This window comes from Kitasatospora sp. NPDC059827 (genome assembly GCF_042731675.1).
GTDB lineage: Bacteria > Actinomycetota > Actinomycetes > Streptomycetales > Streptomycetaceae > Kitasatospora.
The window spans coordinates 43,227-66,526 of sequence record NZ_JBHWIV010000047.1; the positions used below are offsets into that span (position 1 = coordinate 43,227).

27 protein-coding genes and 1 tRNA gene are annotated in these 23,300 nt (G+C 73.3%); 18 read left to right on the forward strand and 10 right to left on the reverse strand.

Annotated features, from left to right (window positions below):
* The first annotated feature begins 1 nt into the window (after position 1).
* Entirely contained in the window at positions 2 to 895 is an 894-nt protein-coding gene (locus tag ACFV8H_RS26340; RefSeq protein ID WP_380404406.1) for a hypothetical protein, read from the forward strand.
* A 5-nt stretch (positions 896 to 900) separates the two neighbouring features.
* On the opposite strand, the gene ACFV8H_RS26345 is transcribed toward ACFV8H_RS26340, so the two are convergent.
* Complete coding sequence (locus ACFV8H_RS26345) at positions 901 to 1,251, reverse strand: DoxX family protein (RefSeq protein ID WP_380404409.1); 351 nt, start codon at positions 1,249 to 1,251, stop codon at positions 901 to 903.
* Positions 1,252 to 1,312: 61 nt separating this feature from the next.
* On the opposite strand from ACFV8H_RS26345, the gene ACFV8H_RS26350 reads away from it, so the two are divergent.
* On the forward strand, positions 1,313 to 2,257 hold the full coding sequence (locus ACFV8H_RS26350) for a LysR family transcriptional regulator (RefSeq protein WP_380404412.1): 945 nt from the start codon (positions 1,313 to 1,315) through the stop codon (positions 2,255 to 2,257).
* A 280-nt stretch (positions 2,258 to 2,537) separates the two neighbouring features.
* Here ACFV8H_RS26350 and ACFV8H_RS26355 read toward each other — a convergent pair whose 3' ends face one another.
* Entirely contained in the window at positions 2,538 to 4,085 is a 1,548-nt protein-coding gene (locus ACFV8H_RS26355) for an AMP-binding protein (protein ID WP_380404415.1), read from the reverse strand.
* Positions 4,086 to 4,660: 575 nt separating this feature from the next.
* On the opposite strand from ACFV8H_RS26355, the gene ACFV8H_RS26360 reads away from it, so the two are divergent.
* Positions 4,661 to 5,338, forward strand: a complete 678-nt coding sequence (locus ACFV8H_RS26360) for a DUF4232 domain-containing protein (protein ID WP_380404418.1) — start codon at positions 4,661 to 4,663, stop codon at positions 5,336 to 5,338.
* A 51-nt stretch (positions 5,339 to 5,389) separates the two neighbouring features.
* Here the strand turns inward: ACFV8H_RS26360 and dmpI are convergent, their stop codons facing one another.
* Together dmpI and ACFV8H_RS26370 are read right to left on the reverse strand one after the other, a co-directional pair.
* On the reverse strand, positions 5,390 to 5,572 hold the full coding sequence (gene dmpI / locus ACFV8H_RS26365; RefSeq protein ID WP_375888141.1) for a 4-oxalocrotonate tautomerase DmpI: 183 nt from the start codon (positions 5,570 to 5,572) through the stop codon (positions 5,390 to 5,392).
* Between the two features lie 125 nt (positions 5,573 to 5,697).
* Entirely contained in the window at positions 5,698 to 6,594 is an 897-nt protein-coding gene (locus tag ACFV8H_RS26370) for a LysR substrate-binding domain-containing protein (RefSeq protein ID WP_380404421.1), read from the reverse strand.
* Positions 6,595 to 6,775: 181 nt separating this feature from the next.
* Here ACFV8H_RS26370 and ACFV8H_RS26375 point away from each other — a divergent pair, with 181 nt between their 5' ends.
* Complete coding sequence (locus tag ACFV8H_RS26375; protein WP_380404424.1) at positions 6,776 to 7,117, forward strand: hypothetical protein; 342 nt, start codon at positions 6,776 to 6,778, stop codon at positions 7,115 to 7,117.
* A 69-nt stretch (positions 7,118 to 7,186) separates the two neighbouring features.
* Here ACFV8H_RS26375 and ACFV8H_RS26380 read toward each other — a convergent pair whose 3' ends face one another.
* The gene (locus ACFV8H_RS26380) at positions 7,187 to 7,723 is read right to left on the reverse strand and encodes a hypothetical protein (protein WP_380404426.1); all 537 of its coding nucleotides are present in this window, start codon (positions 7,721 to 7,723) and stop codon (positions 7,187 to 7,189) included.
* Positions 7,724 to 7,897: 174 nt separating this feature from the next.
* Between ACFV8H_RS26380 and ACFV8H_RS26385 the strand changes: the two genes are divergently transcribed.
* From ACFV8H_RS26385 to ACFV8H_RS26400, 4 genes are all read left to right on the forward strand, one after another.
* Positions 7,898 to 8,371 (forward strand): DIP1984 family protein, encoded by a 474-nt coding sequence (locus ACFV8H_RS26385; protein WP_380404429.1) that lies wholly within the window; start codon positions 7,898 to 7,900, stop codon positions 8,369 to 8,371.
* Positions 8,372 to 8,846: 475 nt separating this feature from the next.
* Positions 8,847 to 9,611, forward strand: a complete 765-nt coding sequence (locus ACFV8H_RS26390) for an SDR family oxidoreductase (protein WP_380404432.1) — start codon at positions 8,847 to 8,849, stop codon at positions 9,609 to 9,611.
* A gap of 27 nt (positions 9,612 to 9,638) precedes the next feature.
* A complete protein-coding gene (locus tag ACFV8H_RS26395; protein ID WP_380404435.1) occupies positions 9,639 to 9,965 on the forward strand; it encodes a hypothetical protein in 327 nt (108 codons plus the stop codon).
* Between the two features lie 154 nt (positions 9,966 to 10,119).
* Entirely contained in the window at positions 10,120 to 10,500 is a 381-nt protein-coding gene (locus ACFV8H_RS26400; RefSeq protein ID WP_380404438.1) for a hypothetical protein, read from the forward strand.
* On the opposite strand, the gene ACFV8H_RS26405 is transcribed toward ACFV8H_RS26400, so the two are convergent.
* On the reverse strand, positions 10,455 to 11,027 hold the full coding sequence (locus tag ACFV8H_RS26405) for a hypothetical protein (RefSeq protein WP_380404441.1): 573 nt from the start codon (positions 11,025 to 11,027) through the stop codon (positions 10,455 to 10,457). The two genes, ACFV8H_RS26400 and ACFV8H_RS26405, sit on opposite strands and share 46 nt — an antisense overlap.
* Before the next feature lie 13 nt (positions 11,028 to 11,040).
* Entirely contained in the window at positions 11,041 to 11,469 is a 429-nt protein-coding gene (locus ACFV8H_RS26410) for an ATP-binding protein (RefSeq protein WP_380404444.1), read from the reverse strand.
* A 208-nt stretch (positions 11,470 to 11,677) separates the two neighbouring features.
* On the opposite strand from ACFV8H_RS26410, the gene ACFV8H_RS26415 reads away from it, so the two are divergent.
* From ACFV8H_RS26415 to ACFV8H_RS26425, 3 genes are all read left to right on the forward strand, one after another.
* Positions 11,678 to 12,580: a Scr1 family TA system antitoxin-like transcriptional regulator gene (locus tag ACFV8H_RS26415; RefSeq protein ID WP_380404447.1), complete on the forward strand. Its 903-nt coding sequence runs from the start codon at positions 11,678 to 11,680 to the stop codon at positions 12,578 to 12,580.
* Entirely contained in the window at positions 12,540 to 12,674 is a 135-nt protein-coding gene (locus ACFV8H_RS26420) for a DUF397 domain-containing protein (RefSeq protein ID WP_375888162.1), read from the forward strand. The genes ACFV8H_RS26415 and ACFV8H_RS26420 overlap by 41 nt, the downstream gene beginning before the upstream one ends.
* Positions 12,675 to 12,732: 58 nt before the next feature.
* Positions 12,733 to 12,816 (forward strand) — tRNA-Leu (locus tag ACFV8H_RS26425).
* Between the two features lie 44 nt (positions 12,817 to 12,860).
* Here ACFV8H_RS26425 and ACFV8H_RS26430 read toward each other — a convergent pair.
* Complete coding sequence (locus tag ACFV8H_RS26430; protein WP_380404450.1) at positions 12,861 to 13,571, reverse strand: TetR/AcrR family transcriptional regulator; 711 nt, start codon at positions 13,569 to 13,571, stop codon at positions 12,861 to 12,863.
* Between the two features lie 147 nt (positions 13,572 to 13,718).
* On the opposite strand from ACFV8H_RS26430, the gene ACFV8H_RS26435 reads away from it, so the two are divergent.
* From ACFV8H_RS26435 to ACFV8H_RS26450, 4 genes are all read left to right on the forward strand, one after another.
* Entirely contained in the window at positions 13,719 to 14,444 is a 726-nt protein-coding gene (locus ACFV8H_RS26435) for a hypothetical protein (protein WP_380404453.1), read from the forward strand.
* The gene (locus ACFV8H_RS26440; protein WP_380404456.1) at positions 14,444 to 15,811 is read left to right on the forward strand and encodes an alkaline phosphatase family protein; all 1,368 of its coding nucleotides are present in this window, start codon (positions 14,444 to 14,446) and stop codon (positions 15,809 to 15,811) included. Before ACFV8H_RS26435 ends, ACFV8H_RS26440 begins: the two co-directional genes overlap by 1 nt.
* Positions 15,812 to 15,919: 108 nt before the next feature.
* The gene (locus ACFV8H_RS26445; RefSeq protein ID WP_380404459.1) at positions 15,920 to 16,351 is read left to right on the forward strand and encodes a DUF4259 domain-containing protein; all 432 of its coding nucleotides are present in this window, start codon (positions 15,920 to 15,922) and stop codon (positions 16,349 to 16,351) included.
* Between the two features lie 64 nt (positions 16,352 to 16,415).
* A complete protein-coding gene (locus ACFV8H_RS26450; RefSeq protein ID WP_380404462.1) occupies positions 16,416 to 17,030 on the forward strand; it encodes a hypothetical protein in 615 nt (204 codons plus the stop codon).
* Between the two features lie 72 nt (positions 17,031 to 17,102).
* Here ACFV8H_RS26450 and ACFV8H_RS26455 read toward each other — a convergent pair whose 3' ends face one another.
* Both ACFV8H_RS26455 and ACFV8H_RS26460 read right to left on the reverse strand, forming a co-directional pair.
* Positions 17,103 to 18,296: a serine hydrolase domain-containing protein gene (locus tag ACFV8H_RS26455; RefSeq protein WP_380404464.1), complete on the reverse strand. Its 1,194-nt coding sequence runs from the start codon at positions 18,294 to 18,296 to the stop codon at positions 17,103 to 17,105.
* A gap of 78 nt (positions 18,297 to 18,374) precedes the next feature.
* Positions 18,375 to 18,815 carry a DUF4190 domain-containing protein gene (locus ACFV8H_RS26460; protein WP_380404467.1) on the reverse strand — a complete coding sequence of 147 codons (441 nt, stop codon included), beginning with the start codon at positions 18,813 to 18,815 and terminating at the stop codon, positions 18,375 to 18,377.
* Positions 18,816 to 18,950: 135 nt separating this feature from the next.
* On the opposite strand from ACFV8H_RS26460, the gene ACFV8H_RS26465 reads away from it, so the two are divergent.
* From ACFV8H_RS26465 to ACFV8H_RS26475, 3 genes are all read left to right on the forward strand, one after another.
* A complete protein-coding gene (locus ACFV8H_RS26465) occupies positions 18,951 to 20,240 on the forward strand; it encodes a sensor histidine kinase (RefSeq protein WP_380404470.1) in 1,290 nt (429 codons plus the stop codon).
* The gene (locus ACFV8H_RS26470; protein WP_375888184.1) at positions 20,237 to 20,911 is read left to right on the forward strand and encodes a response regulator; all 675 of its coding nucleotides are present in this window, start codon (positions 20,237 to 20,239) and stop codon (positions 20,909 to 20,911) included. Before ACFV8H_RS26465 ends, ACFV8H_RS26470 begins: the two co-directional genes overlap by 4 nt.
* Before the next feature lie 97 nt (positions 20,912 to 21,008).
* Positions 21,009 to 23,189, forward strand: coding sequence for a serine/threonine-protein kinase (locus ACFV8H_RS26475; RefSeq protein WP_380404474.1), 2,181 nt, complete (start codon positions 21,009 to 21,011; stop codon positions 23,187 to 23,189).
* Positions 23,190 to 23,300 lie beyond the last annotated feature (111 nt).

Below are 23,300 nucleotides of genomic sequence, written 5' to 3' on the forward strand. Positions count from 1 at the left end.
GGTGAGCCCCCAGGGGCCGCCACCCGGCCCGGACCGGCCGGAGCGCGGCCCGCGCAACGTCAACCTCAACCTCAATGCCACGGCGAGCGGCCACGGGCGGGTCAACCAGGCGGGCCGGGACCAGCACTTCCACATCACCGTCCCGCTGCTCGGCGCGGCGCTGGTGCTCGGGCTGCTGCTGTTCGCGCTCTGGAAGCCGATCCAGCAGGTGGCGGGCGGGTTGGTGGATGCGAGCCCGTCGGCCTCGGTCCCGGCGTCGGCGGCCGGGCCCTGGCCCGCGCCGACGACGCACAGCCGGGTGCCCGATCCACCGGCGCCGGCCCCGGCTCCCACCCCCACGCCCACCCCCACGCCGACCCCCGCACCGACCCCCGCACCGACCCCCGCGCGCACGTACACCCCGCCGCCGCTCCCGCCCGACCCGGTCGACGTGGCCTTCGCCGCGATCCACGCCGGTGACTGCCTGGACGTCTACAACACCGGGCGCGAGCAGTGGAGCCGCAACGCGCCGGTCGCGGTGGACTGCCGGGGCGGCAGCGCGTTCAACCGGGTCGCCGTGGTCGCCACCGCCGCGGCGAGCTGTCCGGCGGGCCAGGGGCGCGCCGCGTACGGCCACACCAACCGGGACCACTCGGTCACGGTGCTGTGCATCGAGCGGCAGTTCCGGTACGGCCAGTGCTTCGTCGGCACCACCGGCGACTTCCGGAGGTACACCGCCTGGCTGGACGTGGTGTGGGACTGCGGCTCCGGGCGGGTTCCGCAGGGCGCCAACGTGATCCTGGCGGTCGCGGCCGTCGTCACCGTCCGGGACAACTGCCCGGCCCACAACGGCCGGTACGGTGCCGAGTGGCCGGTGCTGGACGGCACCACCAAGGTGTGCGCGGTGGTGGTGTAGGCCGGTCAGCGGGTGGCGGTGAGGGCCAGGGTGGCGACGGCCAGGGCCAGGTAGCCGGCCGGGAAGTGGAGGTTGTGGAGGACCCGGGTGCGGACGTGGGTCGCCACGGCGCCGAGGTAGAACAGCACCAGCCCGACCGCGGCCGCGAGGCCGAGCGGCGGGAGGGCGACCAGGCCGACCAGCAGGCCGACGGCGCTGGCCAGCTTGAGCGAGGCCAGCCACGGGACCCACTCCGGCTTCACCTTCACCTCGGCCGAATTGGCCAGGACGAAGGGGGCCTTGGCGAAGTCGGCGGCGGCGATTCCGGCGTTGGCGGCGATGGCGAGGACGGTGACGACGAGACAGGCGATGGACATGGCTCCAGCCTCTTCGCGGGCCTCCGCTTGCGTCCAATACCGGCTTCCATAACCTGGTGGAATGGATGTGGACACCCGGCTGCTGCGCACCTTCGCCGCCGTCGCCGAGGACGGCAGCCTGACCCGGGCGGCCGAGCGGCTGTACGTCTCCCAGCCCGCGCTGACCAAGCAGGTCCGGCAGTTGGAGAAGCTGCTCGGGGTGCCGCTGTTCGTCCGCTCCCGGGGCGGGATGGCGCTCACCGTGGCCGGGCGGAGCCTCGCCGCGCGGGTGCCGGGCCTGCTGGCCGACTGGGACGCGACGCTGCGCGAGGCCAGGGGCGCGGCCAGCCGGGCGGGGCGGGTGCTGCGGGTGGGCTTCCTGGCCAGCGCCGCCAACGAGGCCACGCCGGGCATCGTCGCCGGGTTCACCGACCGCAATCCCGGCTGGCGGGTCGAGATGCGGCACACCGCCTGGTCGGACCCGACGGCCGGGCTGGCCGCCGGGGAGGCCGACGTGGCGCTGCTGCGGCTGCCGTTCCCGGGGCAGGAGGGGTGGCGGGTGGCCGAGCTGTTCACCGAGCCGCGGTGGGTCGCGCTGCCGTCGGCGCACCGGTTGGCGGCGCTGGAGGTGGTCCCGTTCCGGGAGTTGTGGGACGAGCCCTTCGTCGCGGCCCCGGCCGAGACCGGCCGCTGGCGGGACTACTGGGTCGCCGCCGACGAGCGGGAGGGCCACCCGGTCCGCTTCGGCGCCGTGGTGGAGCACCCGGACGACTGGCTGAGCGCCATCGCCAACGGTTACGGGGTCGCGCTCGCCCCCGCGTCCACGGCCCGCTTCTACGCCCGGCCGGGGATCGCCTACCGGCCGGTGAGCGGGGTCAGCCCGAGCCGGATCGCGGTGGCGTGGGCCGCGGCGGACGACGGGAACCCGGTGGTGCGGGACTTCGTACGGTGCTGCCTGGCGGCGGGCGATGCGGGCGACGGGGCTGATGCGGCCGACGAGACCGCTGGGGCTCCTAGCCCGGAGTGAATCCGGCCCGGCGCCGGGCCGGGGGAGGGGTGGCAGCCCTCAGCGCCGCCACCCCCCGTTGGCTTCTCGGCACCGGGGCGGTGGTTCATTGAGCCAAACCCCGCCTTGGGGTGAAAGCGGGTGGGGATCCGGCCGGGGTTCGGTGGGGTTTCGGTGCGCGTCCCATCGCGCTCCGGACCTCGCGCTGGGGCGAACCCCGGACTGGGGCGATCCCCGGGCCGGGCCCGGTCCGGGGCGTTCCCCGTCGCCGGGCCCGGCCCGGGGAACGCCCCGGGCGGGTTCAGTGGGCGAGGGCCTGGCGCAGGCGCTTCTTGTCGGGCTTGCCGACGGAGGTGAGCGGGATGGCGTCGACCAGGTGGAGGGCTTCGGGGGCGTAGAGGCGGCCCTTGTTGGCGGTGACGAAGGCGCGGACGTCCTCCAGGTCGGGCCGCTGGCCGGGGGCGGGGACGACCGCGGCGTGGACGTGTTCGGCCTGCTGGTCGTCGCGGACGCCGTAGACGGCGCACTGGGCGATGGCCGGGTGGGTGAGGAGGAGTTCCTCGACCTCGGTGGGGTAGACGTGGCCGCCGACGACGATGATCAGGTCCTTGAGGCGGTCGGCGAGGTAGAGGTAGCCGTCGGCGTCGAAGTAGCCGATGTCGCCGGTGTCCAGCCAGCCGTCGCGCAGGACCTTGGCGGTGAGTTCGGGCAGCTTCCAGTAGCCGGCCATCAGGGTGGCGGAGCGGACGTGGATCTCGCCCTGCTCGCCGGCGGGCAGCACGGTGCCGTCGGCGGCACGGACCTCCACGTCCACGTCGGGGAACGGCCGGCCGACCGGGAGCGGGCCGTCGTCCGTGAACCGGGTGTGCTCCTCGGCGGTGAGGTAAGCGATCTTCTGGGCCTCGGACATGCCGTACAGGCTGACCAGCACCGGCCCGAACACCTTGAGGGCCTCGCGGATCCGGGCCGGGGAGGCGGCGCAGCCGCCGTAGTCGAGCCGGCGCAGGCTGGACAGGTCGGTGCTGCCGACGGCCGGGTGGTCGAGCAGCTGGTAGATCAGCGGGGGCAGTGTCCAGAGGTCGGTGATCCGCTCGCGCTCGATCGCGGCGAGGACCTCGCCGGGTTCGAAGCTGCGCTGGAGGACGACGGATCCGCCGCGCTGGAGCGCCACGTCGGCGAGCACGCCCGACAGGTGGGCGAGCGAGGTGGCGGCGAGCAGCCGGGGCGGCTCCTCGTCGTCGGTGCCCGCGAAGTCGACGTGGAACATGTCGTGGTAGGGGCCGTGGAGGCTGAGGATGCCCTTGGGGATGCCTGTGGTGCCACCGGTGTGGCGGATGCCGATGTCGTCGCCGGGGCCGAGGGGGACGGCGGGGTCGGTGGCGGGGTGGACGGCGGAGGCGGCGATGGCGTCCTCCCCGATGCTCCCGGTGGTGTCGGGGCCGGGGCCGAGGGTGAGGACCGTCGGGACGTCGATCAGCGGCAGCAACTCGGCGGCGCCCGCGTACCGTTCGGCGTCGACGAGGAGCGCGGTGGTGTCCACGCTGGCCACGATCTCGGCCAGCACGGGGGCGCTCATCCCGTCGTACAGGTTGACCACCCGGGCCCCGGCCAGGCCGGCCGCGTAGCGGGCGGCGAGGGCCTCGGGGGTGTTGCCGGTGAGCAGGGTGACGGTGCTGCCGCGGCCGACGCCGCGGGCGAGGAGCTCGTGGGCGAGGCGGTAGGCGGTGGCGGCGAAGTCGCCGGCGGTGATCTCGTCGCCGTCGGCGGAGGTGATGGCCCGCCGCTCGGGGTGCGAGGCGAGGGACCGGAGGATCAGAGCGGGTCCGCTGACGAACTCCTGGTCACTCATGGCCACTTCTTCCTTGTAGTTTGCAACCATGTCGTCAGGCTAACTCCACCCCCCACTCCGTACCGGCGAGATTTGGCCATGTCCGGTCAGGGGATTGTCGGTGGACGAAGGACCGGCTCGGTGACAGCCCCCCGGCGCCCGTCGGGCGCGGTCACGATGACGTGCCCGGACCGGCCGGGGAGTGCGGGGGTTGCCGTCCGAGCGATCCGAGTTGGCCGGGAAATGGGCGAGTTGGGACCACGGGGTGGCGACGGAGCCGATCCGGTGCTCGGGCGGGGGCGGCCGGGGGCGGCCGGGGTCAAGATCCAACGGGTCAAGGTCCGTCGGGTCACGGGTGTGTCCCAGTGGGGGGTGGCCAGGTGTTGGGGGTGCGGGGGCGGTGGGAACCGCTGTCCCGGCTGGGCGGGGGTCCCGCTCCGGCGCTTCGTGGTCGGCGGGCCGTGTAACAGCACTGTCCTGACGGATGGTCGGACGGAACGGTTCATCGGCCCGGGTGGTCCTGCTCACCAGAACCGCCGCTCGTACCGATCCGTGCCGAGCAGCCGCCACCGCCACCCGATATCGAGGAAGTCACGATGCGCGTTCACAAGGCCACCTTCGCCGCCGCCCTGGTCGTTGCCGCCGGTCTGTCGCTCACGGCCTGCGGCCCCAACGACGACACCGGCACCGACCAGGCCAAGCCGACGGCCGCGGCGACCGTCACCACCGCGCCCACCAAGGCCACCACGGGCGGCTCCGCAGGCTCCGGCGGAACCGGCGGAACCGGCGGGACGGCCCCGAGCGGGAAGGCCACGGCCGGCGGGACGGGCGCCACCGACGGCGGCAAGGCGGGCGGCAAGTGCCGGACCGACGACCTGACGATCACGGCGGTGGACCGCACCATCGACGGCGACGCCGACCGCACCGTCGTGGTCGAGTTGAAGAACCACAGCGGCCACGACTGCTCGCTCACCGGGTATGCGGGCGTCGACCTCAAGACCAACGCCGGTTCGCTGTCCGCCCAGCGCTCTGGCGAGCCGGTCGTCGCGGGCGTCGTCAAGAACGGCAAGTCGACGTTCTTCGGCATCAGCTACCCGAACAACACCTCGGGTGGCTCCGGCGTCAAGATCACCGGCCTGGTGGTGACCCCGCCGGACGAGACCCACTCGGTCACCCTGCCCTGGCCGGGCGCGGGCTCGCTGCCCGTCACGGACGGGTCCGGCTCCCCGGTGAAGATCGGCCCGATGGGCAGCGCCGGCCAGGGCGGTCAGTGACCCCGCGCCCGTTCGCGGGGTTGAGCCGCCACGTCGGGCCGATCCGGGGGCTCACCGGTCCGCGATGAGCGTGCCCGCGACGCCCCAGCTCTCCGGCTGGTACTCGTTGACGAAGACGAACACGCTCTCGGCGGGGACCTCCAGGGTCTCCACGAACGCCTGGGTGACCTTCTCGACCAGCTCGCGCTTCTGCTCGACGCTGCGCGGGCCCTGCTGGATGGTGACGATCGGCATCTTCGGCTCCTGACCGGGTGTCCTGCCCGGCTGTTCCGCCGGGCTCTTCCGCCGGGTTCTCCGGCTGGGAACAGTCCACCCGACCGGTGCCGTCCGCACCCAGACCCGACCCGCTCTCGCAGCGATCACGAATCCTGATCGTTCCAGGTCGGGGGCGTTCTGCGGCAGGTCTCCAGGAGCAGTCGGGGCACCGGGGCGGAGCGCCGCACGGCGATCGAGGTGGGCAGCGCCAGCGGGGTGCGGCAGGGGCGGAAGGCGACCCGGTGGGTGTTCACCATCCGGGCGTTGGCCGCATACACCACCGTCCACATCGGGGTGCCGGTGCCGATCGAGGCCAGGGTGTCCTGGAGGGCGCCGTGCGCCGGGCCGAGGACGGGCCGGAAGCCGGCCCGGGCGCAGGCCTCCGTCACCAGGTCGACCAGCGCCGGGTGGTTGGCCCGCTCGGTGAGCCGCAGCGGCAGCTCGGCGAGGTCCGCGAGGTCCACCTCGGCCGCGTCGGCGAGCGGGTGCCGGGCGGGCAGCGCGAGCACCAACTCGTCCTGCCAGACGGGCAGGAAGCGCAGGTCCGGACTGTGCTCGGCGATCGCCCCGCGAACGAAGGCGGCGTCCAGCCGGCCGTCGGACAGCCGGGCCAGCCGCTCCCGCACCGGGGCGGAGTGCAGTTCCACGCGCACTCCGGGGGCCCGCTGCTGGTAGGTCTCCAGGATCAGGTCGAGCCGCTCGGCGAGCCCGGTGACGGTGCCGAGCCGCAGCACGGCGGGCGCGGCCAGGTCGGCGGCGAGCGCCCGGGCGGCGTCCTCGGCGGCCAGCACGTTCCGGGCGGCGGGCAGGAACCGCTCCCCGGCCGGGGTCAGCCGGACGTACCGGGGCGAACGGTCGAACAGCTCGACCCGCAACTCCCGCTCCAACCGCCGCACCTGCTGGCTCACCGCCGGCTGCCCGAGCAGCAGCCGCTCGGCCGCCCGCCCGAAGTGCAGCTCCTCGGCGACGGCGACGAAGCAGCGCAGCTGCCGTAGCTCCATGCGGTCCCCCTGGTGGATCGGTCGTCGACCCCATCGTCCCAGGCCGGGGTGTCACCAGGGAGGGGGTGCCACCGGGGAGGGCGGATGGTGCTGCACGGGAAGTCGGCCGGGCCGACTTCCCGTGCGGGCGCTCGGGCCGCCGGTGGCGGTGGCGGTGGTGGCGGCTGGAACACTGGGGGCCATGACCACGGGCATCGTCGTGCAGTACACCGGGCTCCTGCGGAACAGCGACCACGACCTCTGGGTCCGGCTGCGGGAGTTGCTGCGCGGCCAGGGGCTCGATCCCGAGGGGACGGTCGTCGTGGACCTCCTCCAGGAGAGCCTCAGCTCCGAGGAGGGGCAGGTCGTCTCCGCCGAGGGCCGGGTCTACCGGTTCAGCCTCACCTTCGACCCGGAGCGTGAGGACGGCGCCCGCGACGCCCGGCTGGGCAGGTGGCGGGACGTCACGGACTCCTGGCGGGACGGAGCACTGGCACGGCGGACGGAGTTCGCCTTCGCCTGGAAGTCCCGGGTCGAGCCCTGAGCGGGCGCCCTTCGCCACACGCCGCGACACTCCGCCGTGCACGGGAAGTCGGCCGGGCCGACTTCCCGTTCAGGTGCGGCGGCGTCGCCGGTAGTAGGCGAGGGTGACGACTGCGAGCAGTGGGCCCCAGAGCAGCAGGGGTGCGTAGCAGGCGTCCATCAGGAACAGGGCCGGCCCGGTCGGGGCTCCCGGTGCCCCGCCGAAGCCGCCCGCCCGGGGGATCGTCAGCAGCATCACGACGGCCGCGCCGAGCAGCGCCGGAACGACCGCCGCCAGCGGCGCGACCCGCCTCCCCCCGATCAGCGGCAGCCGGCGCGGCACCACCTCGCCCCAGGGCTGCACCAGCCCGAGCGTGAGGAGCGTGAGCCCTTCGGTGCCCAGGCTCATCGCGATGCACACGGCGCTGAACCAGCCGGGGACGTCCAGGCCCGAGGTGTCGAACCCCACCGGTACGCCGACCCCCATCGCGATCCGCCAGATCCCGGACGGTACGGCCGTGAGCGCCGCGAGGTGCGCGGCCCGTACCGCCCAGCGGGCGGGCGGTCGGTACGCGGGCGGTCGGTACGTCGGGGCGGTGGTGGTCGTCGGGTTCCCGTAGGTGTCCATGGCCCCCATGCTGGCGCGCGGCCCGCTGCGCCCGGATCGTGCGCGAGGCCCAACTCGCCTCCCCCGCGCGGGGGATGGGGGACGACGCCCGGTGCCGAACCCCCGCCACCGGGCCGTACCGCGCTGACGTGCATACTTGCCGGACGATCAGGAGGACGTGGAGGTGATGACGCGATGAAGCTGGCAGAGGCGCTCGCGCAGCGCGCGGCCGCGGTGCGGCAGGTGGAGCAGCTGCGGGCGCGCGTCGTCGGCAGTGCCCGCTACCAGGAGGGCGAGGAGCCGGCCGAGAGCGCGGCGGAGGTCCTGGCCCAGGCGGGAGAGACGCTGGACGAGCTGGAGCGGCTGATCCGGCAGATCAACCGGACCAACTCCACGGCGCGGATCGAGGGTGGCGGCACCCTCACCGACGCGCTCGCCCGCCGGGACGTCCTGCGGCTGCGCCACTCGGTGATCACCGCGGCCGCCGACGCCGCCTCCGGGCGCGACCAGCGCGGGGCCGTACGGCAGTTGCGGTCCGAGCTCCGGATCCTCGCCGCCCTGCCGGTCGCCGAGCTCCGTGCCGAGGCGGATGCGCTGGCCAAGGAGATCCGCGAGGTGGACACCCTGATCCAGCGCACCAACTGGGAGATCGACCTGATCGAGGACTGACCTCCCGGTCCCCTGAGCAGGGTGTGGGGCAGCAGGTAGTCGTCACGGAGGCGTGCACACACCGCGGGCCGGCGGTTCATCCGGTCCATGGCGCGTGAAGAGCAACGCAAGGGGTTCGATTCCCCACCCAACAGTGCAGCTCAGCACCGCGTACAGGTGACGGAGCACAGCGCACAGCTCACCACCACGTGCAGATCCGGACGACGAGGGCGGGAACGGGGCGCCCCACACCCCCCCAGCGAGGGCCGTGCGACCGAGCACGGCCCTCGCTGCATGAGGCCGGTGGGTTTCTGGCCGGTGATCATCGCTCGGATCGGCACGCCGGCAGGCGTGGTGAGTCCGCTCGGTGCCGTGGAGGCGGCAGACTCCTGACGGCGTCCGAGGCCCGGCGTCCGGTGTCCGGCGTCCGGTGAGTGGATCCGCCGGGCCCGCAGCGGGCAGGGGCCGCCGGGGCGCAACGACGAGAGGAGCGGCCATGGACGGGAACAGCCAGGAGCAGGGACGGCTGGGCGGACGGATCTGCGTCATCGCAGGCGCGGGCGGGGCCATTGCGGGTGCCGTGGCGGCCCGGCTCACCGCCGAGGGCGGGCGCGTCATCGGAATCGACCGGCAGCCGGTGGAGACCGGCTTCCCGGTCGTCGCGGCGGACCTGCGGATCGAGGCCGAGACGCGGCTCGCCTTCGAACGCATCCACGCGGAGTACGGCGGGGTCGACGTGCTCCACGTCAACGCCGGGCCCATGGACCGTGAGGACCACGGCCTGCTGGAGACGCCCCCCGAGGTCTGGGAACGGGCCTTCCGAGCCGTCCTCACCCCCGCGGTGCTCAGCTGCCGCTACGGGGTGCCGGTGATGAACCCCGGCGGATCGATCGTGCTGACCGGCTCCTTCCTCGCCGGCATGGGCGCGGCGACCGCCCAGACGGCCTTCTCCGCCGCCAAGGCCGCGGTGACCCAACTCGGGCGCGACCTGGGCACCCACCTGGCACGGCGCGGCATCCGGGTGAACACCCTGGCGCTGGGCCCGGTCGACGCCCCGGAGATCCGGGCCGTCTTCGAGCGGATGGGCGAGGAGGAGACCCGGCGTCGCTTCGCCCACATCCCGATGGGCCGGTTCGCCACCCTCGACGAGGTCGCGGCCGCGGCCGCCTACCTCGCCGGCCCGGACTCGGGCTACCTGACGGCCTCCGAACTCCCCGTCTACGGCGGCATCCGCGCCGCGTACACCCTCCCGGACCACTGAACCGGCGCGGGGCGGATACTGCACGGAGTGGAACGCGAAGACCTGATCACCGTCCTCGAACGGCACGGGACCGACGGCGCCCTGGGGGCCGCGACGGCCCTGCGGGCCGGAGCGGCCTTCCAGGTGTGGTCCGGATCCAGCGCGCCGGCCCGTCAGTTGTTCGCCATCTGGGAATGGCGGGCGCAGTGGATGGCGGAGGACGGGGTCGTCACCGTCAAGGACTTCGAGCAGGGACTGCCGGCCCTTCGCCGGGCAGGGGCCACCCCGGTCGCCCTGGCGAAGGTGAAGATGACCGGTGACAGCCACCTCGTCTTCCTGACCACCGACCTGAGCGCGTGCGTCGCCGTGCTGTAGCCGCGCCCGCATGGGAAGTCGGACGGGTCGACTTCCGGTGCGGGGGAGGGCTGGGGCTGGGGGAAATCTGGTTGCCCGGGTCGGGGCCGGGACTGACGGTGTGCTGCACGGGAAGTCGGACGGGCCGACTTCCCGTGCGGGAAGAGGTGTTGGGGTGTTCAACCGGATCGAGCTCGGGGTGGAGCCGCAAGGACGGCGGTGGACACCGCTGGTGCGGGTGTGGATCGACGGTGCGGAGGTGGTGGCGGAGGCCGTCGGGACCGGCGGCCGGGGCCCGTTCGCGGCCGAGGTGCTGCCCGGCGAGGGGGACGGCCTCCTGCACGCGAGCGGCGAGGCCCGGCGGGTGGTGCTGGGGGAGCCCGAATGCACCGGCGGGTGCTGCGGGTTCGTCTCCGTGGTCGTGCGGCGGTGCGGGGGCATCGTGGAGTGGTCCGACTGGGAGGTGCCCTACGAGTCCGCTCGGCTGCCGGACTTCCACTTCGACGCCGCTCAGTACGACGCCGAACTGGCCCGGGCCGCACGGCTGCGGCACTGAGCGAGGGCGGTTTTGATCCGGGGGTCGGGGGTGGGGGTGGTGGTGAGGAGTTCGCCGGCGGTGATGAGGGTGGTCCAGTACTGGGTGGGGTTGCCGGTGGTGGGGCGGGGGTGGGCGGCGGTGAGGGAGAGGTAGGCGGCGGTGAGGTTGCCGGTGGTGAACCAGCGGGCGAGGCCGTGCTGGTGGCCGGGGCGGATGCCGCCGAGGGCGTCGATGGCGGTGAGGAAGTGGTCGACGACGGCGAGTTCGGTGGCGGTGAGGTCCTTGGGGACGTCGAAGACGCCGAGGGCTTCGAGGAGTTCGCCGGTGTCGGCCTCGGTGCCGGGGCGGGGGTCGGCGAGGAGGGCGTCGTAGCACTCGTTGAGGCGGATGGTGGTCTCGGCGAGGGGGATGGCGAGGGCGAGGCAGACGGCGCGCGCGGAGGGCAGGGGCTTTCGGGTGCGGCGGGCGAGGATCGCGTAGGTCTCGGCGGGGGTGTGGCCGCGGTCGAGGGTGTGCCGGGCGAGGGTGGGCAGTGGAGGCAGCATCGGGGGCGGGCTTTCAGGCAGCGAGGAGGGTGGGGGAGGGGGCGACGAGGGCCCAGACGAACTTGCCGACGCCGCCCGCGCGGGGGCAGCAACCCCAGCGCTCGGCCAGCTCGTTGACGAGGAACAGCCCGCGCCCGTGCTCGTCGGTGGTGCTGGGGGTACGCAGGGAGGGGCGTCCGGTGCCGGCGTCGTGGACTTCGAGCCGGAGGCGGTCGTTGACGAGGGCGAAGCGGATCTCGATGAGGCGGTCGACGGGCGCGTCGGAGTGCTGGACGGCGTTGGCGAAGAGTTCGCCGAGGAGGAGTTCGGCGATGTCGCGGTAGCGGTCGCCGGTGGGGAGGGCCGAGAGGTACGCCCGGAGCAAGTACCGGGCCAGGGGGGTGGATTCGGCGCGGGAGTCGAGGCGGGCGGCGAACGCGCGGGGGCGGCGGGAGATGGGCATGGGGGGACCTCGGGAGGGGGCGGAATGGGGAGCGCGAAAGGCGCGCGCAATCACGCTGTGCACGCGAATGATTGCGTTCTGGTGTCAATCATCGGGGCTGCGGAGGTACGGTGACGCCAGATAGGCGTGCGGGACGTGCGGTGCACAACTGGGGGCAGTCGTGGCACAGGGAAAGACCAGGCGGGGAGCGACTGTTAGCTCCGCGATCATGTTCGGCGAGGAACTCAAGTACGCCCGAGAGGCGGCGGGCTACACGCAGGGGGACGTGGGCAAGCTCCTGCACTGCGATCGAACGGTGGTCTCGCGGACCGAGAGCGGGAAGCGGAAGCCGTCGGTCGAGGAGGTCGGGGAGTTCGACCGGCTGTACGGCTCGGGCGACCTGTTGATGCGGCTGTACGGGCGGGTTGACTGGGATGTCTCCGTCGAGCACCCGGACTGGTTTCAAGAGCAGGTCGACCGCGAGGCCATCGCGGTTGGGCTGCGGGTGTATCAGGACAGTGTGGTGCACGGCTTGTTGCAGTGTCGGCAGTACGCGCATGCGCTCTTCGCCAATGGTGCAGCGGCCCTTGGTCGAGAAGAGATTGAGGAACGGGTCAAGGCTCGACTCAGTCGACAGGACCGCATTCTCGTGCCTGGCGGCCCCCTGCTGCTCGTCATTCTGGATGAGAGCGCCATCCGTACGGTCGTGGGCGGACCAGGCGTGATGAGGCATCAGATGGAGCATCTGCTGCGGGTAGCACAGCTCCCGAACGTCCTTATTCAGGTGGCGCCGTTTGCACATCGGCGCACCTTCATCAAGACGGCTATGGTGTTGTTGGAACTGCCGGATGGGCAACGCTCGGTCTACTCGGAGAGCCTCGAACAGGGACATCTGAGCGACGTTCCCGCCACTGTGGCCAAGTATCAGCGTCGCTATGATCAGCTCCGTGTCGAATGCCCGTCGGAGCGCGACTCGCTTCGGCTGATCGCTGATGCGCTGGAGGGGTTCAGAGATGAAGAGCAACGAGCTCGCGGCAGCCGCTTGGAGGAAGAGCAGCTACAGCGGGGACGACGGCGGCGACTGCATCGAGGTGGCCCTCGGATTCCTCCCCAGCGCCGTCCCCGTGCGTGACTCCAAGGATCCGCACGGCCCGGTCCTCGTCTTCCCCGATTCCTCGTGGGGCGTCTTCATCGAGGCCGTCCGGTCCGGGGGCTTTCCCTCGTAGTCCTGAGGTGGTCAGGGGCACCCCTCCAGATGGTCTATAGTTAACCCATCACCCAGATGCGCGGGTGGCGGAATAGGCAGACGCGCTGGATTCAGGTTCCAGTGCCCGAAAGGGCGTGGGGGTTCAACTCCCCCCTCGCGCACAGTGAATGGCCGGTTGATCTTCGGATCGACCGGCCATTTTTCTTTACGGCACCAGGCGGTCCAGGAGGGCGTCCAGGCCGGTGGCGAACTCCGTTTCCGCGTCGTGGTCGATCAGCAGCGGGGCGAGGGTGCGCAGCAGTGGGTACTCGGCGGCCGGGAGGCGGTGCAGGCCGAGGCGGAGCAGGGGCTCGGGGTCGTCGGGGTTGTCGATCACCTGCCGCTTGTCCACCAGGAGGAAGCCGATCGCCCAGCCGACCACGGCCCGGTAGAGGCGCAGGGTGCCCCGGTCGTCGAGGCCGGCGCCGCTCAATACGGTCAGGACGAGTTCGTTGAGCTGGAGCATCGAGGCCGGCCGGCGGGCCAGCGGGACGCTGAGCGGGCGGGTGGCCACCAGGGGGAACACCTCGGGGTGGGCGTCGGCGACCTGGTAGAAGGCCTTGCCGATGTGGTGCAGCCGGGCCCGCCAGTCGCCCTCGGCCGTCCCCCCGCCCGCCCCGTCGCCCACCCGCTCGTTCACCTCGGCGTAGAAGGCCTCCACCATGCCGTCGAGCAGTGCCTGCTTGCCGTCGGCGTAGCGGTAGAGCGCCATCGGCTCCACGCCCAGGTCGACGGCGAGGCTGCGCATGGTGAGCGCCGTGAGGCCCTCGCGGTCGACCAGGGCGACCGCCGCGCGCAGCACCCGTGGCCTGCTCAGTCGGCCCCGGCCGGACGGTTTCGGCTCGGGGGTCGAGTCAGGGGTCGAGTCGGTTCCCACCAGTGCCTCCCGGGCTGCCCTCGGGTCTCGGGTCTCAGGTCTTGACGTCCGCCGCTGCGCGGCAGAGGCTGTAAGTATACAAGCGACATTTACGACAGATGCTTAGTACCTACGTATACACCACGAAATCGGGCATCGGGAGGAGCCATGTCCATCATCAAGATCGAAGTGACCAACGAGAGCACCGTGCTCACCGACCACGAGGTGAGCGCCGTCGTCCCCGCACTCCAGACCCAGGTCCACCGGGACTTCGCCCCGGTGTGGGGGATCGACGCGGACGTCTCCTTCGTCGCGTCGAACGCACTCTCCGACACCGCCTGGTGGATGGTCGTCCTGGACAACTCCGACCAGGCCGGCGCCCTCGGGTACCACGACCTGACCGCGAACTTCCTGCCGATCGGCAAGGTCTTCGCCGCCACCGACAAGCAGTACGGCGAGAACTGGACCGTGACGATCAGCCACGAGCTGCTGGAGATCGTCGGCGACCCGGACATCGACCAGGTGGTCTTCGACCAACCGACCGCCAACAAGGGGACGTTGTACGCCATGGAGGTGTGCGACGCCTGCCAGGACGAGAACTTCGCGTACGACATCGCCGGGGTCAAGGTCAGCGACTTCGTCTACCCGGCGTGGTTCCAGTCCGCCCGCCCCGTGAACGGCACCCAGTTCGACCACGGCAATGCCATCAAGCAGCCGCTCGAACTCCTCGCCGGCGGCTACATCGGGATCTTCGACGTCTCGGCCGGCACCGGATGGACCCAGAAGACCGCCTCCCTCAGCGTCGCCTACCACAGCCGGGCGCACGTCGGCAGCCGCCGTGAACGGCGCCGGACCCCGCGCGACCAGTGGCTGCCGAGCAAGCGGAGGGGCTGATGTCCGGCGGCGACGGCCTCCAGGCGGTCGAGCACCTGGTGGTGCTGATGCTGGAGAACCGCTCCTTCGACCACATGCTCGGGTTCCTGTACACGGACGAGGGCAACCTCTCTCCCACCGGCCAGCCGTACGAGGGCCTGACCGGGCAGGAGACCAACCCGGACCAGAACGGCAAGCTCGTCACGGTCCGCCGCATCCAGTCGACGGACCCCCACCCCTACTTCATGCCGGGCGCCAACCCCGGTGAGGGGTACGGCCCGACCAACGCCCAGCTGTTCGGCACGACCGACCCGCCGACGCCGCCGGTGGCCGGGATGCAGGGGTTCGTGACGGACTTCGCGCGCGTGCTGGACCTGCCTCCCCAGCCGAACCACACCGTCCTTCCCGGCACCGTCCCGGCCGACATCATGAGCTGCCACACCCCGGACACCGTGCCGGTGCTCTCCGCACTGGCCCGCGGCTACGCGGTGTGCGACCACTGGTACAGCTCCGTGCCCACCGAGACCCTGCCGAACCGGGCGTTCTCCTGCGCGGCGACCAGCCAGGGGCACCTGGACGACCACACCCACAACTTCACCTGCCCCAGCATCTTCGGTCGGCTCACCAGCGCCGATGTGTCCTGGCGGGCCTACGGCTACCACGCCGCGCCGATGGTCTCCGGGAACTTCCCCGACATCCACGGCGCCTCCGCCGACCACTTCGGCGTCTTCACCGCCTTCCAGGCGGCGGCCGCGGCCGGCACCCTGCCCGCCTTCACCTTCCTCGAACCCAGTTGGGGAGCCACCGGGAACAGCGAACACCCCGTCCTCGACGTCGCGTTGGGCGAGCAGCTGATCCGGGACGTCTACCGGGCCCTGCGCGGCGGGCCGGCCTGGGGGCAGACCCTGCTCGTCATCACCTACGACGAACACGGCGGCTGCTACGACCACGTCCCGCCGCCCACCACCGCCACCCCGCCCGGCGACGGCACCACCGGCGAACTCGGCTTCGACTTCAAGCGGTTCGGCGTCCGCGTGCCGACCGTGCTCGTCTCCCCGCTGATCGCCCCCGGCACCGTCTTCCGGTCACCCGACGCCGCGGCGCAGCTGGACCACACCAGCGTCCTGCGCACCGTCGAGCGGCGCTGGTCGCTGCCCGCCCTCACCGCCCGCGACGCCGCGGCCGCCGACATCGGGGCCGTGCTCACCCTCGCCGCGCCGCGCACCGACGACGTCCTCGCGGGGGTCACCGCACCCACCGCGGCGACCGTCAACCCCGCCGCCGGGGAGGTCACCCACCTCCAGCAGGTCTATGCCGACCTCGTCGCCCGCCGGCTCATCCCGCCCGGCGCGGTCGCCGCGGCCGCCGGCCCGCCGCCCGGCGGCTGAGCTCCACAGCTACGGCGAACGGCCGCGGCGAACGGCCAAGCTGAACGGCAACGGCAAACGGCCGGTCGGTCCTCGGACCGACCGGCCGTGTCACTGCGCCCTGCTTCGATGACCCGAGGAACGCGACACCGGCACCACCCCTCCGAGGAGAACCACATGGGCACCTGGGGCAGCGGCAACTTCGAGAGCGACACGGCCCTCGACCACCTGTCGAGCGTCGTCGACGGGCTCGTCACCGAGATCGCCGAGGCGCTGGACGGCGATCCCGTCGAGATCGAGCCCGACGAGTACTGGGGCGTCGCCGTGCCGTGCAACCTGGAGCTGCTGCACACCCTCACCGTGGCCGGCTACGCCTCCGAGGGCCTGCCGGAGGCCGGGGTGGTCGAGGGCTGGAAGCGGACGTTCCTGGCCGTCTGGGAGCGGACCGTCGACGGCCTGGAGCCCTCGCCGGAGTTCAAGGAGGAACGGTGGGCGGTGCTGAACCGCACCTTCGACCAGCTGGCCGACGTCATCGCCCGGCGCGCGACGGACGACCGGTGAGGGGCCGGGGCCGAGGCCGAGGCCGGGACCGGGACTGTCGGGGCGGGGTGGCACACTCCCCGCCATGAAGATGATCGACGCGATCGAAACCGTCCTGAAGGCGAACAACTCGGAGGACGAGCCCGGCTTCCTGGGCGAGTTCACGCTGGCCGGGCGGCTGGCGAGCCGCGGGGAGATCGCGGTCTGCGGTCTCGACGGCGGGGACCACTACACGTTCAGCGACATTGCCGACGGTCTGCACGAGGTGTACCTCGCGTACGACTGGAACGACGAGCGGGGCGCCACCGTCTCCGCGGTCGCGCTGGTCGCCGCCGGTACCGGCCCCGAGGCGCTGGTCGACGCGGACTGGGAGGAGGCGTCCGACGACGTCAACGAGCTGAGCGAGAGCGCGTCGGCGATCTGCTCCACCACCCCGGACAACCTGGTGATCGGCGGGGCCCTGCGCCGGACCGCCGGGTTCGCCGAGGCGGCGGACCCGGCGGACCACGCCACCGCCGCGTTCGAGGCCCAGCAGGAGGCCGGCTCCCGGACCCCGGTGCTGGACGTCCTCGTCGACCCGGCGAGCGGCGCGAACGCCCTGGTCTTCCCCACCTGCGACTTCACCGCGAACAGCATCCTGGTCGGCCGGGACGCGAGCGGTGCGGGCGTCGGGATCTTCTGGTCCAACTTCGACGGGTGATCCGCAACGGGCTGTGGCTGTGACGGCGGCTGTGGCTTCGGCTGCGGCCGCGAGAGGAGGGCGGGCGGCGGATCAGCGGCAGAGGGCCGTGTCCACGACCTGCTCCAGGCGGCGGGTGACGGCGCCGTCCGCCGGGATCTGCGTCACCGCGATGTTGACCGCCCGGCCGTCGTCGGTGGCCCCGCCCCGGGTCTCGTAACCCGGGATGTCCCCGCCGTGGCCCCAGTAGACGCCGCCGCAGGACAGCGGTCGGCTGATCAGCCCCAGCCCGTAGCCGGCGCCGCTGTCCGCGATCGGGACGGTCGTGCGCATCTCGGCGAGCTGGGCCGCCGGGAGCAGGCGCCCGCCGAGCAGCGCGGTGAAGAACTGGTCGAGGTCGGCGTTGGTGGAGATCATCTGGCCCGCCGCCCAGCCCGCCGAGGGGTCCAGCTCGGTGGTGTCGATCAGCGGGCCGCCCGGCTTCTCCTGGCGGTAGCCCTGCGGGTGGGCCTCCCGGATGCTCCGGTCGCCGGTGCCGGGGAAGGAGGTGTGGCGCAGCCCGATCCGCTGGACGATCCGCCGGTCGATCTCCTCGGCGAGCGGGCGGCCGGTCACCTTCTGGACGAGCAGGCCGACCAGCACGTAGTTGGTGCTGCTGTAGTCGAACTTCTCGCCGGGCGCGGAGCCGGCCTTGTGCCGGAAGGTGATGTCCAGCAGCTCGCGCGGCTCGAAGTACCGCTGCTGGATGGTGGCTTCGTCGATGTCGCCCTCGTAGTCGGGCAGGCCGCTGGTGTGCTGGAGGAGCTGGCGCACGGTGATGCGGTTCCCGTCGATGCCGTCCCCGCGGACGAGGCCCGGCAGGTAGGTCTCGATCGGTTCATCGAGGCGGACCTTCCCCTCGCCGACCAGTTGCAGCGCCACGACGGCGGTGAAGGTCTTGGTGTTGCTGCCGATCCGCACCTGGCTGTCCCGGGGCACCTTCGCGCCGGTGGCCAGGTCGCCGACGCCCGCCGTGTAGGCCTGGGTGCGGCCCTTGCGGTCCTTGACGGTCGCCAGTGCGGCGGGCAGCTTGTCCTGCCGCACCAGTGCGTCCAGGCCCTGCTGGACGGTGTCGGGCTTGGCGGCGGCGGATGCGGTGGTGGTGGCGGTGGTGGTGGTGGCGGACGCGGCGGTCGGTGTCAGGACACCCGCCGCCAGGACGCCGGCCGCCATCGCCACGGCCACCGAGGCCGCCACGGCGCCGCGCCGCCGGGGGGTACGAAGCCTCTGCCAAGTCTGCTCACGCATACGTCAACTCCGGTGAATCGTAGGGAAATCGAAGGGAACCCGCAGGGAACACGGGCGCTGGGGGCGGTCGACCGCCGGTCAGCCCCGGTGGAACTGCTGCTGGACGCACTCCCGGTACTGCCGGAAGCTGTCGGGCCGGTAGCACGGCTGCGTCCGGTCGGCGTACCAGGCCAGCAGGACGGCGGCCAGGACGGACCCCGCGATCGCGAGGAGCGACAGCACCACGCCCGCGTTGGCCGTGCCCCGGCCGGTACCCGTCCGCCGGGCCGTCCGCAGGGCGACGGCGCCCAGCACCAGGCCGAGGACGCCGAACAGGCCGCCGACGACGACGATCGAGGTGACCGCGCCGAGGACCCCCAGCGTCAGCGCGGCCACGGCCGGGCCGTTGCGGCGGGCCAGGGGCCGTACGCCGTGGTGCGGGCCGGGGGTGGGGCCCCGCCCGGGGGCGGGGTCGTGCCCGGGGGCCTGGCGGTCCAGGGTACGGACGTCCGTCCGGGGCTCGTCTTCTCGGGTGTGCAACGGCCGTCCTCTCGTCAACTGGCAGGACACGATCCTGACTTCCGGAGCCCCGGGCGCACATCGCGGAAAAGCGGGAAAAGGCCCTCCCTCGATCGGGGGAGGTGGCCGCTGACCTGGCCGGACATACTGGCAGGCATGATCAGGGGAATCCGGCCGCTGCTGCGCGGCTCCACGTACACGGGCGCGCTGTTCGCCTACTGCGGCGCGCTGGCGAGCCTCTCGCTGCTGCCGGTCGTGATGGTGCCGGCCCTGGCGTGGCGGTCCGCTCCGTACGGGGTGCAGGTCGTGCTGACCCTGCTGGTCTGGGCGGTGCTGATCGGCGTGGTCGGGCTGGCCCGCACCACGCGCCGGGTGCTGGTCGCGTCCGCCCGCCGACTGCTGGGGGTGGCGCTGCCGGATCCCGGTGTCTCCGGTGCTTCCGGAGCGTCGGGAACGGCCGGGACGGTTGCCGCCGAGCGCTGGCGGACGCCGCTGTGGCTGCTGCTGCACGTCGCCCTGGGGTGGACGGGGGCGCTGGCCAGCGGCCTGCTGCTGCTCGCCGGCCTGTCGCTGCCGGGAGGCTGGCTCGACGGCCGGGCACAACTGAGCCTGTTCGGCCGGTCGGTGTCGGTGGTCGGCGGCGGGTGGAGCTGGGCGGTGGCCGTCGTGTGCGTACTGCTCGCGGCGGCCGGGTGCGCGGTGGTGGCGGCGGCCCTGCGGTGGCTGGCGCCGCGCCTGCTGGGGCCGTCGGCCGCCGAACGGCTCGCGCAGGCCGCCGAACGGGAGCGCCGGCTCGCCGAACGCAACCGGCTGGCCCACGAGTTGCACGACTCGATCGGGCACACCCTGACGGCGGCCACCATCCAGGCCGCCGTCGCGGGCGAGGTGCTCGACGCGGACCCGGTGACGGCCCGGGCCGCCATGCGCAGCATCGAGGAGTCGACCCGGGCCGCGCTGGAGGACCTGGACTACGTGCTGGGCGTGCTGCGCGAGGAGGAGGCGGGCACCGCGCCCACCCGGACCCTGGCCGACCTGCCCGAACTCCTGGACCGGCTGCGGCACGCGGGCGCCGTGGCGGAGCCGGAGCTGTCCGGCGACCTGGCGCAGGTGCCGGGGACGATCTCCCGGGCGGCGTACCGGATCCTCCAGGAGGGGCTGACGAACGCGCTCCGGCACGGGGCGGGCGGCCCGATCACCGTCCGGGTGGTGGCGGGGCCGGACGCGCTGGAGCTGCGGGTGGTCAACCCGGTGGGGGCGGTCGTGGGGGGTGCGGTCGCGGGGGCCGGGGTAGGTGGTTTCCCGACGTCCGGGCACGGCCTGCCCGGGCTGGCCGAACGGGTGCGGCTGCTGCACGGCGAGTTCGAGGCCGGACCGGTCGTGGACGGGTCGGCCGGAGGTGGGCGCTGGCGCCTCGCCGTCCGGCTGCCGGTCCGGGCGGCGGTGTGAGCACCGCGCCCGAGGCTCCCGTCACGCTGCTGATCGCGGACGACGACGCCATCACCCGCAGCGGCCTGCGCACCCTGCTCGGCGTCCAGCCCGGGATCGAGGTGGTCGGCGAGGCCGCCGACGGGGTGGAGGCCGTCGAGCAGGCGCTGCGGCTGCGGCCCGACGTCGTCCTGATGGACGTGCGGATGCCGCGCCGCAACGGGATCGAGGCCACCCGGCAGCTGCTGGCGGAGTCCACCGAGCCGCCGAAGGTCGTGGTGATCACCACCTTCGAGAACGACGGCTACGTCACCGCCGCGCTCAGCGCCGGGGCCAGCGGCTTCGTGCTCAAACGCCTCCCCGTCCGGCAGATCGCCGAAGCGGTACGGGTGGTGGCGGCGGGCGAGGCGGTCCTCTTCCCGGCGGCGCTGCGCCGGATGGTCGCCGCCCGGCCGCTGGACTCCGCCGAGGCCCTGCCGCAGGCGGCGCTGACCGGGCGGGAGGAGGAGGTGCTGCGGCTGATGGCCACCGGGCTGTCCAACCCGGAGATCGCCGAGACGCTGACGGTCAGCCTGGAGACCGTCAAGACCCACGTCGGCAACGTGCTCACCAAGCTCGGCGCGCAGAACCGCACCCACGCGGTGGTGATCGCGTACGAGTCCGGACTGGTGGTGCCGGGCTTCACCGGTTGAGCCTGCCTCACCTGCCGCTCCCGGCCCCTACTAGGCTGGGCCGGTCGGTCGGCTGGACGGCCGGTCGGCCGGACGCGCCTGGGGGAGGAAACGGCACGTGACCTTGTCGGAACACGATCCGCGGGAGATCGGCGGGTACCTCCTGGAGGGCAGGCTCGGCGCGGGCGGGATGGGCGTCGTCTACCGCGCCCGATCGGTCTCCGGGCGGCAGGTGGCGGTGAAGGTGATCCGGCCCGAGCTGGCCGCGGACGCCGAGTTCCGGGCCCGGTTCCGGCAGGAGGTCACGGCCGCGCGCAAGGTCAGCGGGGCGTTCACCGCGCCCGTGCTCGACGCCGACCCCGACGCCCCGGCGCCCTGGCTGGCGACGCTCTTCGTCCCCGGCCCCTCCCTGGGTGAACGGGTCTCCGGCCAGGGCCCGTTGACCCCGCCCGAGGTGCGCAGGCTGGCCGCCGGACTCGCCGAGGCGCTCCAGGAGATCCACCGCGTCGGACTGATCCACCGCGACCTCAAGCCCGGCAACGTGCTGCTCGCCGAGGACGGGCCGCGCGTCATCGACTTCGGTATCGCGCGCAGCGCCGGCGAGACCCAGCTGACCAGCACCGGCGTCGCCGTCGGCACCCCGCCGTTCATGGCCCCCGAACAGTTCCGCAACGGCACGGCGACCACGGCCACCGACGTGTTCGCCCTCGGCTCCGTCCTGGCCTTCGCCGCCACCGGACGCGGCCCCTTCGGCGCGGACTCCTCGCACGCCGTGGGTTTCCGGGTCGTCTACGAGGAGCCGGACCTGGCCGGGCTGGCGCCCGAGCTGTACCCGCTGATCATCGGGTGCCTGGCCAAGGAGCCGGAGCAACGGCCCACGGTGGAGGGGCTGTTGAGGATGACGGGGGAGGGGGCGAGGGAACGGACGGTCCAGTTGCGGACGGGGCCGGTGGCGCCTGCTCCGGCCCCGGCTCCTGTTCCTGCTCCCGTTCCGGCTCCGGTCGTTCCGACGCCGACGGCCCCCAACCCCGTCGCCCCGGCGTCGGTGCCGCCACCGGCGCCGCCGACCGTAGCGCCGTACCTGCCGACCGCCCCCTCCGCCGCTCTCTCCGTCGCCCCCTCCGCCACCCCCGCCGGTCGACCCCGACCGCGCAGGGCCCTACTGATCGGCGCCGCCGTGGCCGCCGCCGTCATCGCCGTGGCGGGCACGCTCGGCTACCTCACCTGGCACGACGGTGCGCCGGACAGCGGGCAGGCCGGGCAGAACGGTCAGACCGGCCCGTCCGCCGTCGCCTCCGGGGTCGGCTGCGCCCCGGCCGGGCAGGCCACGATCGGCGTGGACGGGATGGAAGGCGCCCTGGTCGAGCGGTGGACGGCGGACTTCGGCAAGGCCTGCCCGGGCAACCGGCTCACCTACAAGGGCCCTGCGGCCCCCAGCGCCGACGACCCGTTCAAGACCGCCAACGCGACCCTCCTCGCCGACGGCGGGCTCGACGCCGCCGGGTTCGACACCACGCTGACCGACCAGCAGGCGGTCGCGTACGGCAAGCACTGCGCCACCGGCCAGGTGTCCCAGCTCCCGGTCACCGTGGCCCCCGTCGCGGTCGTCTTCAACGTGCCCGGCGTCGTCGACCTGGTGCTCGACGCCCCGACGCTCGCCAAGATCTTCCGGAAGCAGATCCAGTCCTGGAACGACCCGGCGATCAGGGCGCTCAACCCGGCCACGGTGCTGCCCGGTTCACCGATCGACGTCCGGGTCCCGGCCGGGCTGTCCTGGTCCGCCTACGTGTTCTCCCAGTACCTCGGCAAGGCCGCGCCCGCCGACTGGCCGTACGAGGTGGGCGCGGTCTGGGACTCCGAGGCGAAGGCCCGGCCGGGGGCGACCGAGGCGAGCATCCCCGGCGCCGTCGCCGGTGCCCAGGGGTCGATCGGCTTCGTCCCGCTGCGGGACGTCGGGAACCTCCACGCGGCCCGGGTGCGCACCGGCGACTCCGACGCGGCCCCGAGCACCGCGACCGCCACCACGATGGCCGCGACCGGCACGGCGGAGACCTCGGGCGGCAAGGTGTCGGTCAAGCTCGACTACCAGAAGCCGGTCAAGGGCGGCTATCCGGTGGTCGGCTTCGGCTATCTCGCCTTCTGCGGGAGCGGCGGGAACTCCGCCGTCGTGGCGGGCCTCGCGTCCTACGCGGTCAGCGGCCCGGGCCAGGCGAGCGGCGAGTCGATGAAGTACGGCACGCTGCCCCCGGCAGTCGTCCAGCAGGTGCAGGGGGCGCTGGCCGGGCTCCGCGCCCAGTAGCGGCACCGAAGGCGGGGCCCGGGGGGCCCCCCCCCCCCCCCGGGCGCCCCCCGCGCCCGCGGGGGCGCGCCACCACCACCCCCCCCCAGTCGGGCCGCCGGGGGGGTATAA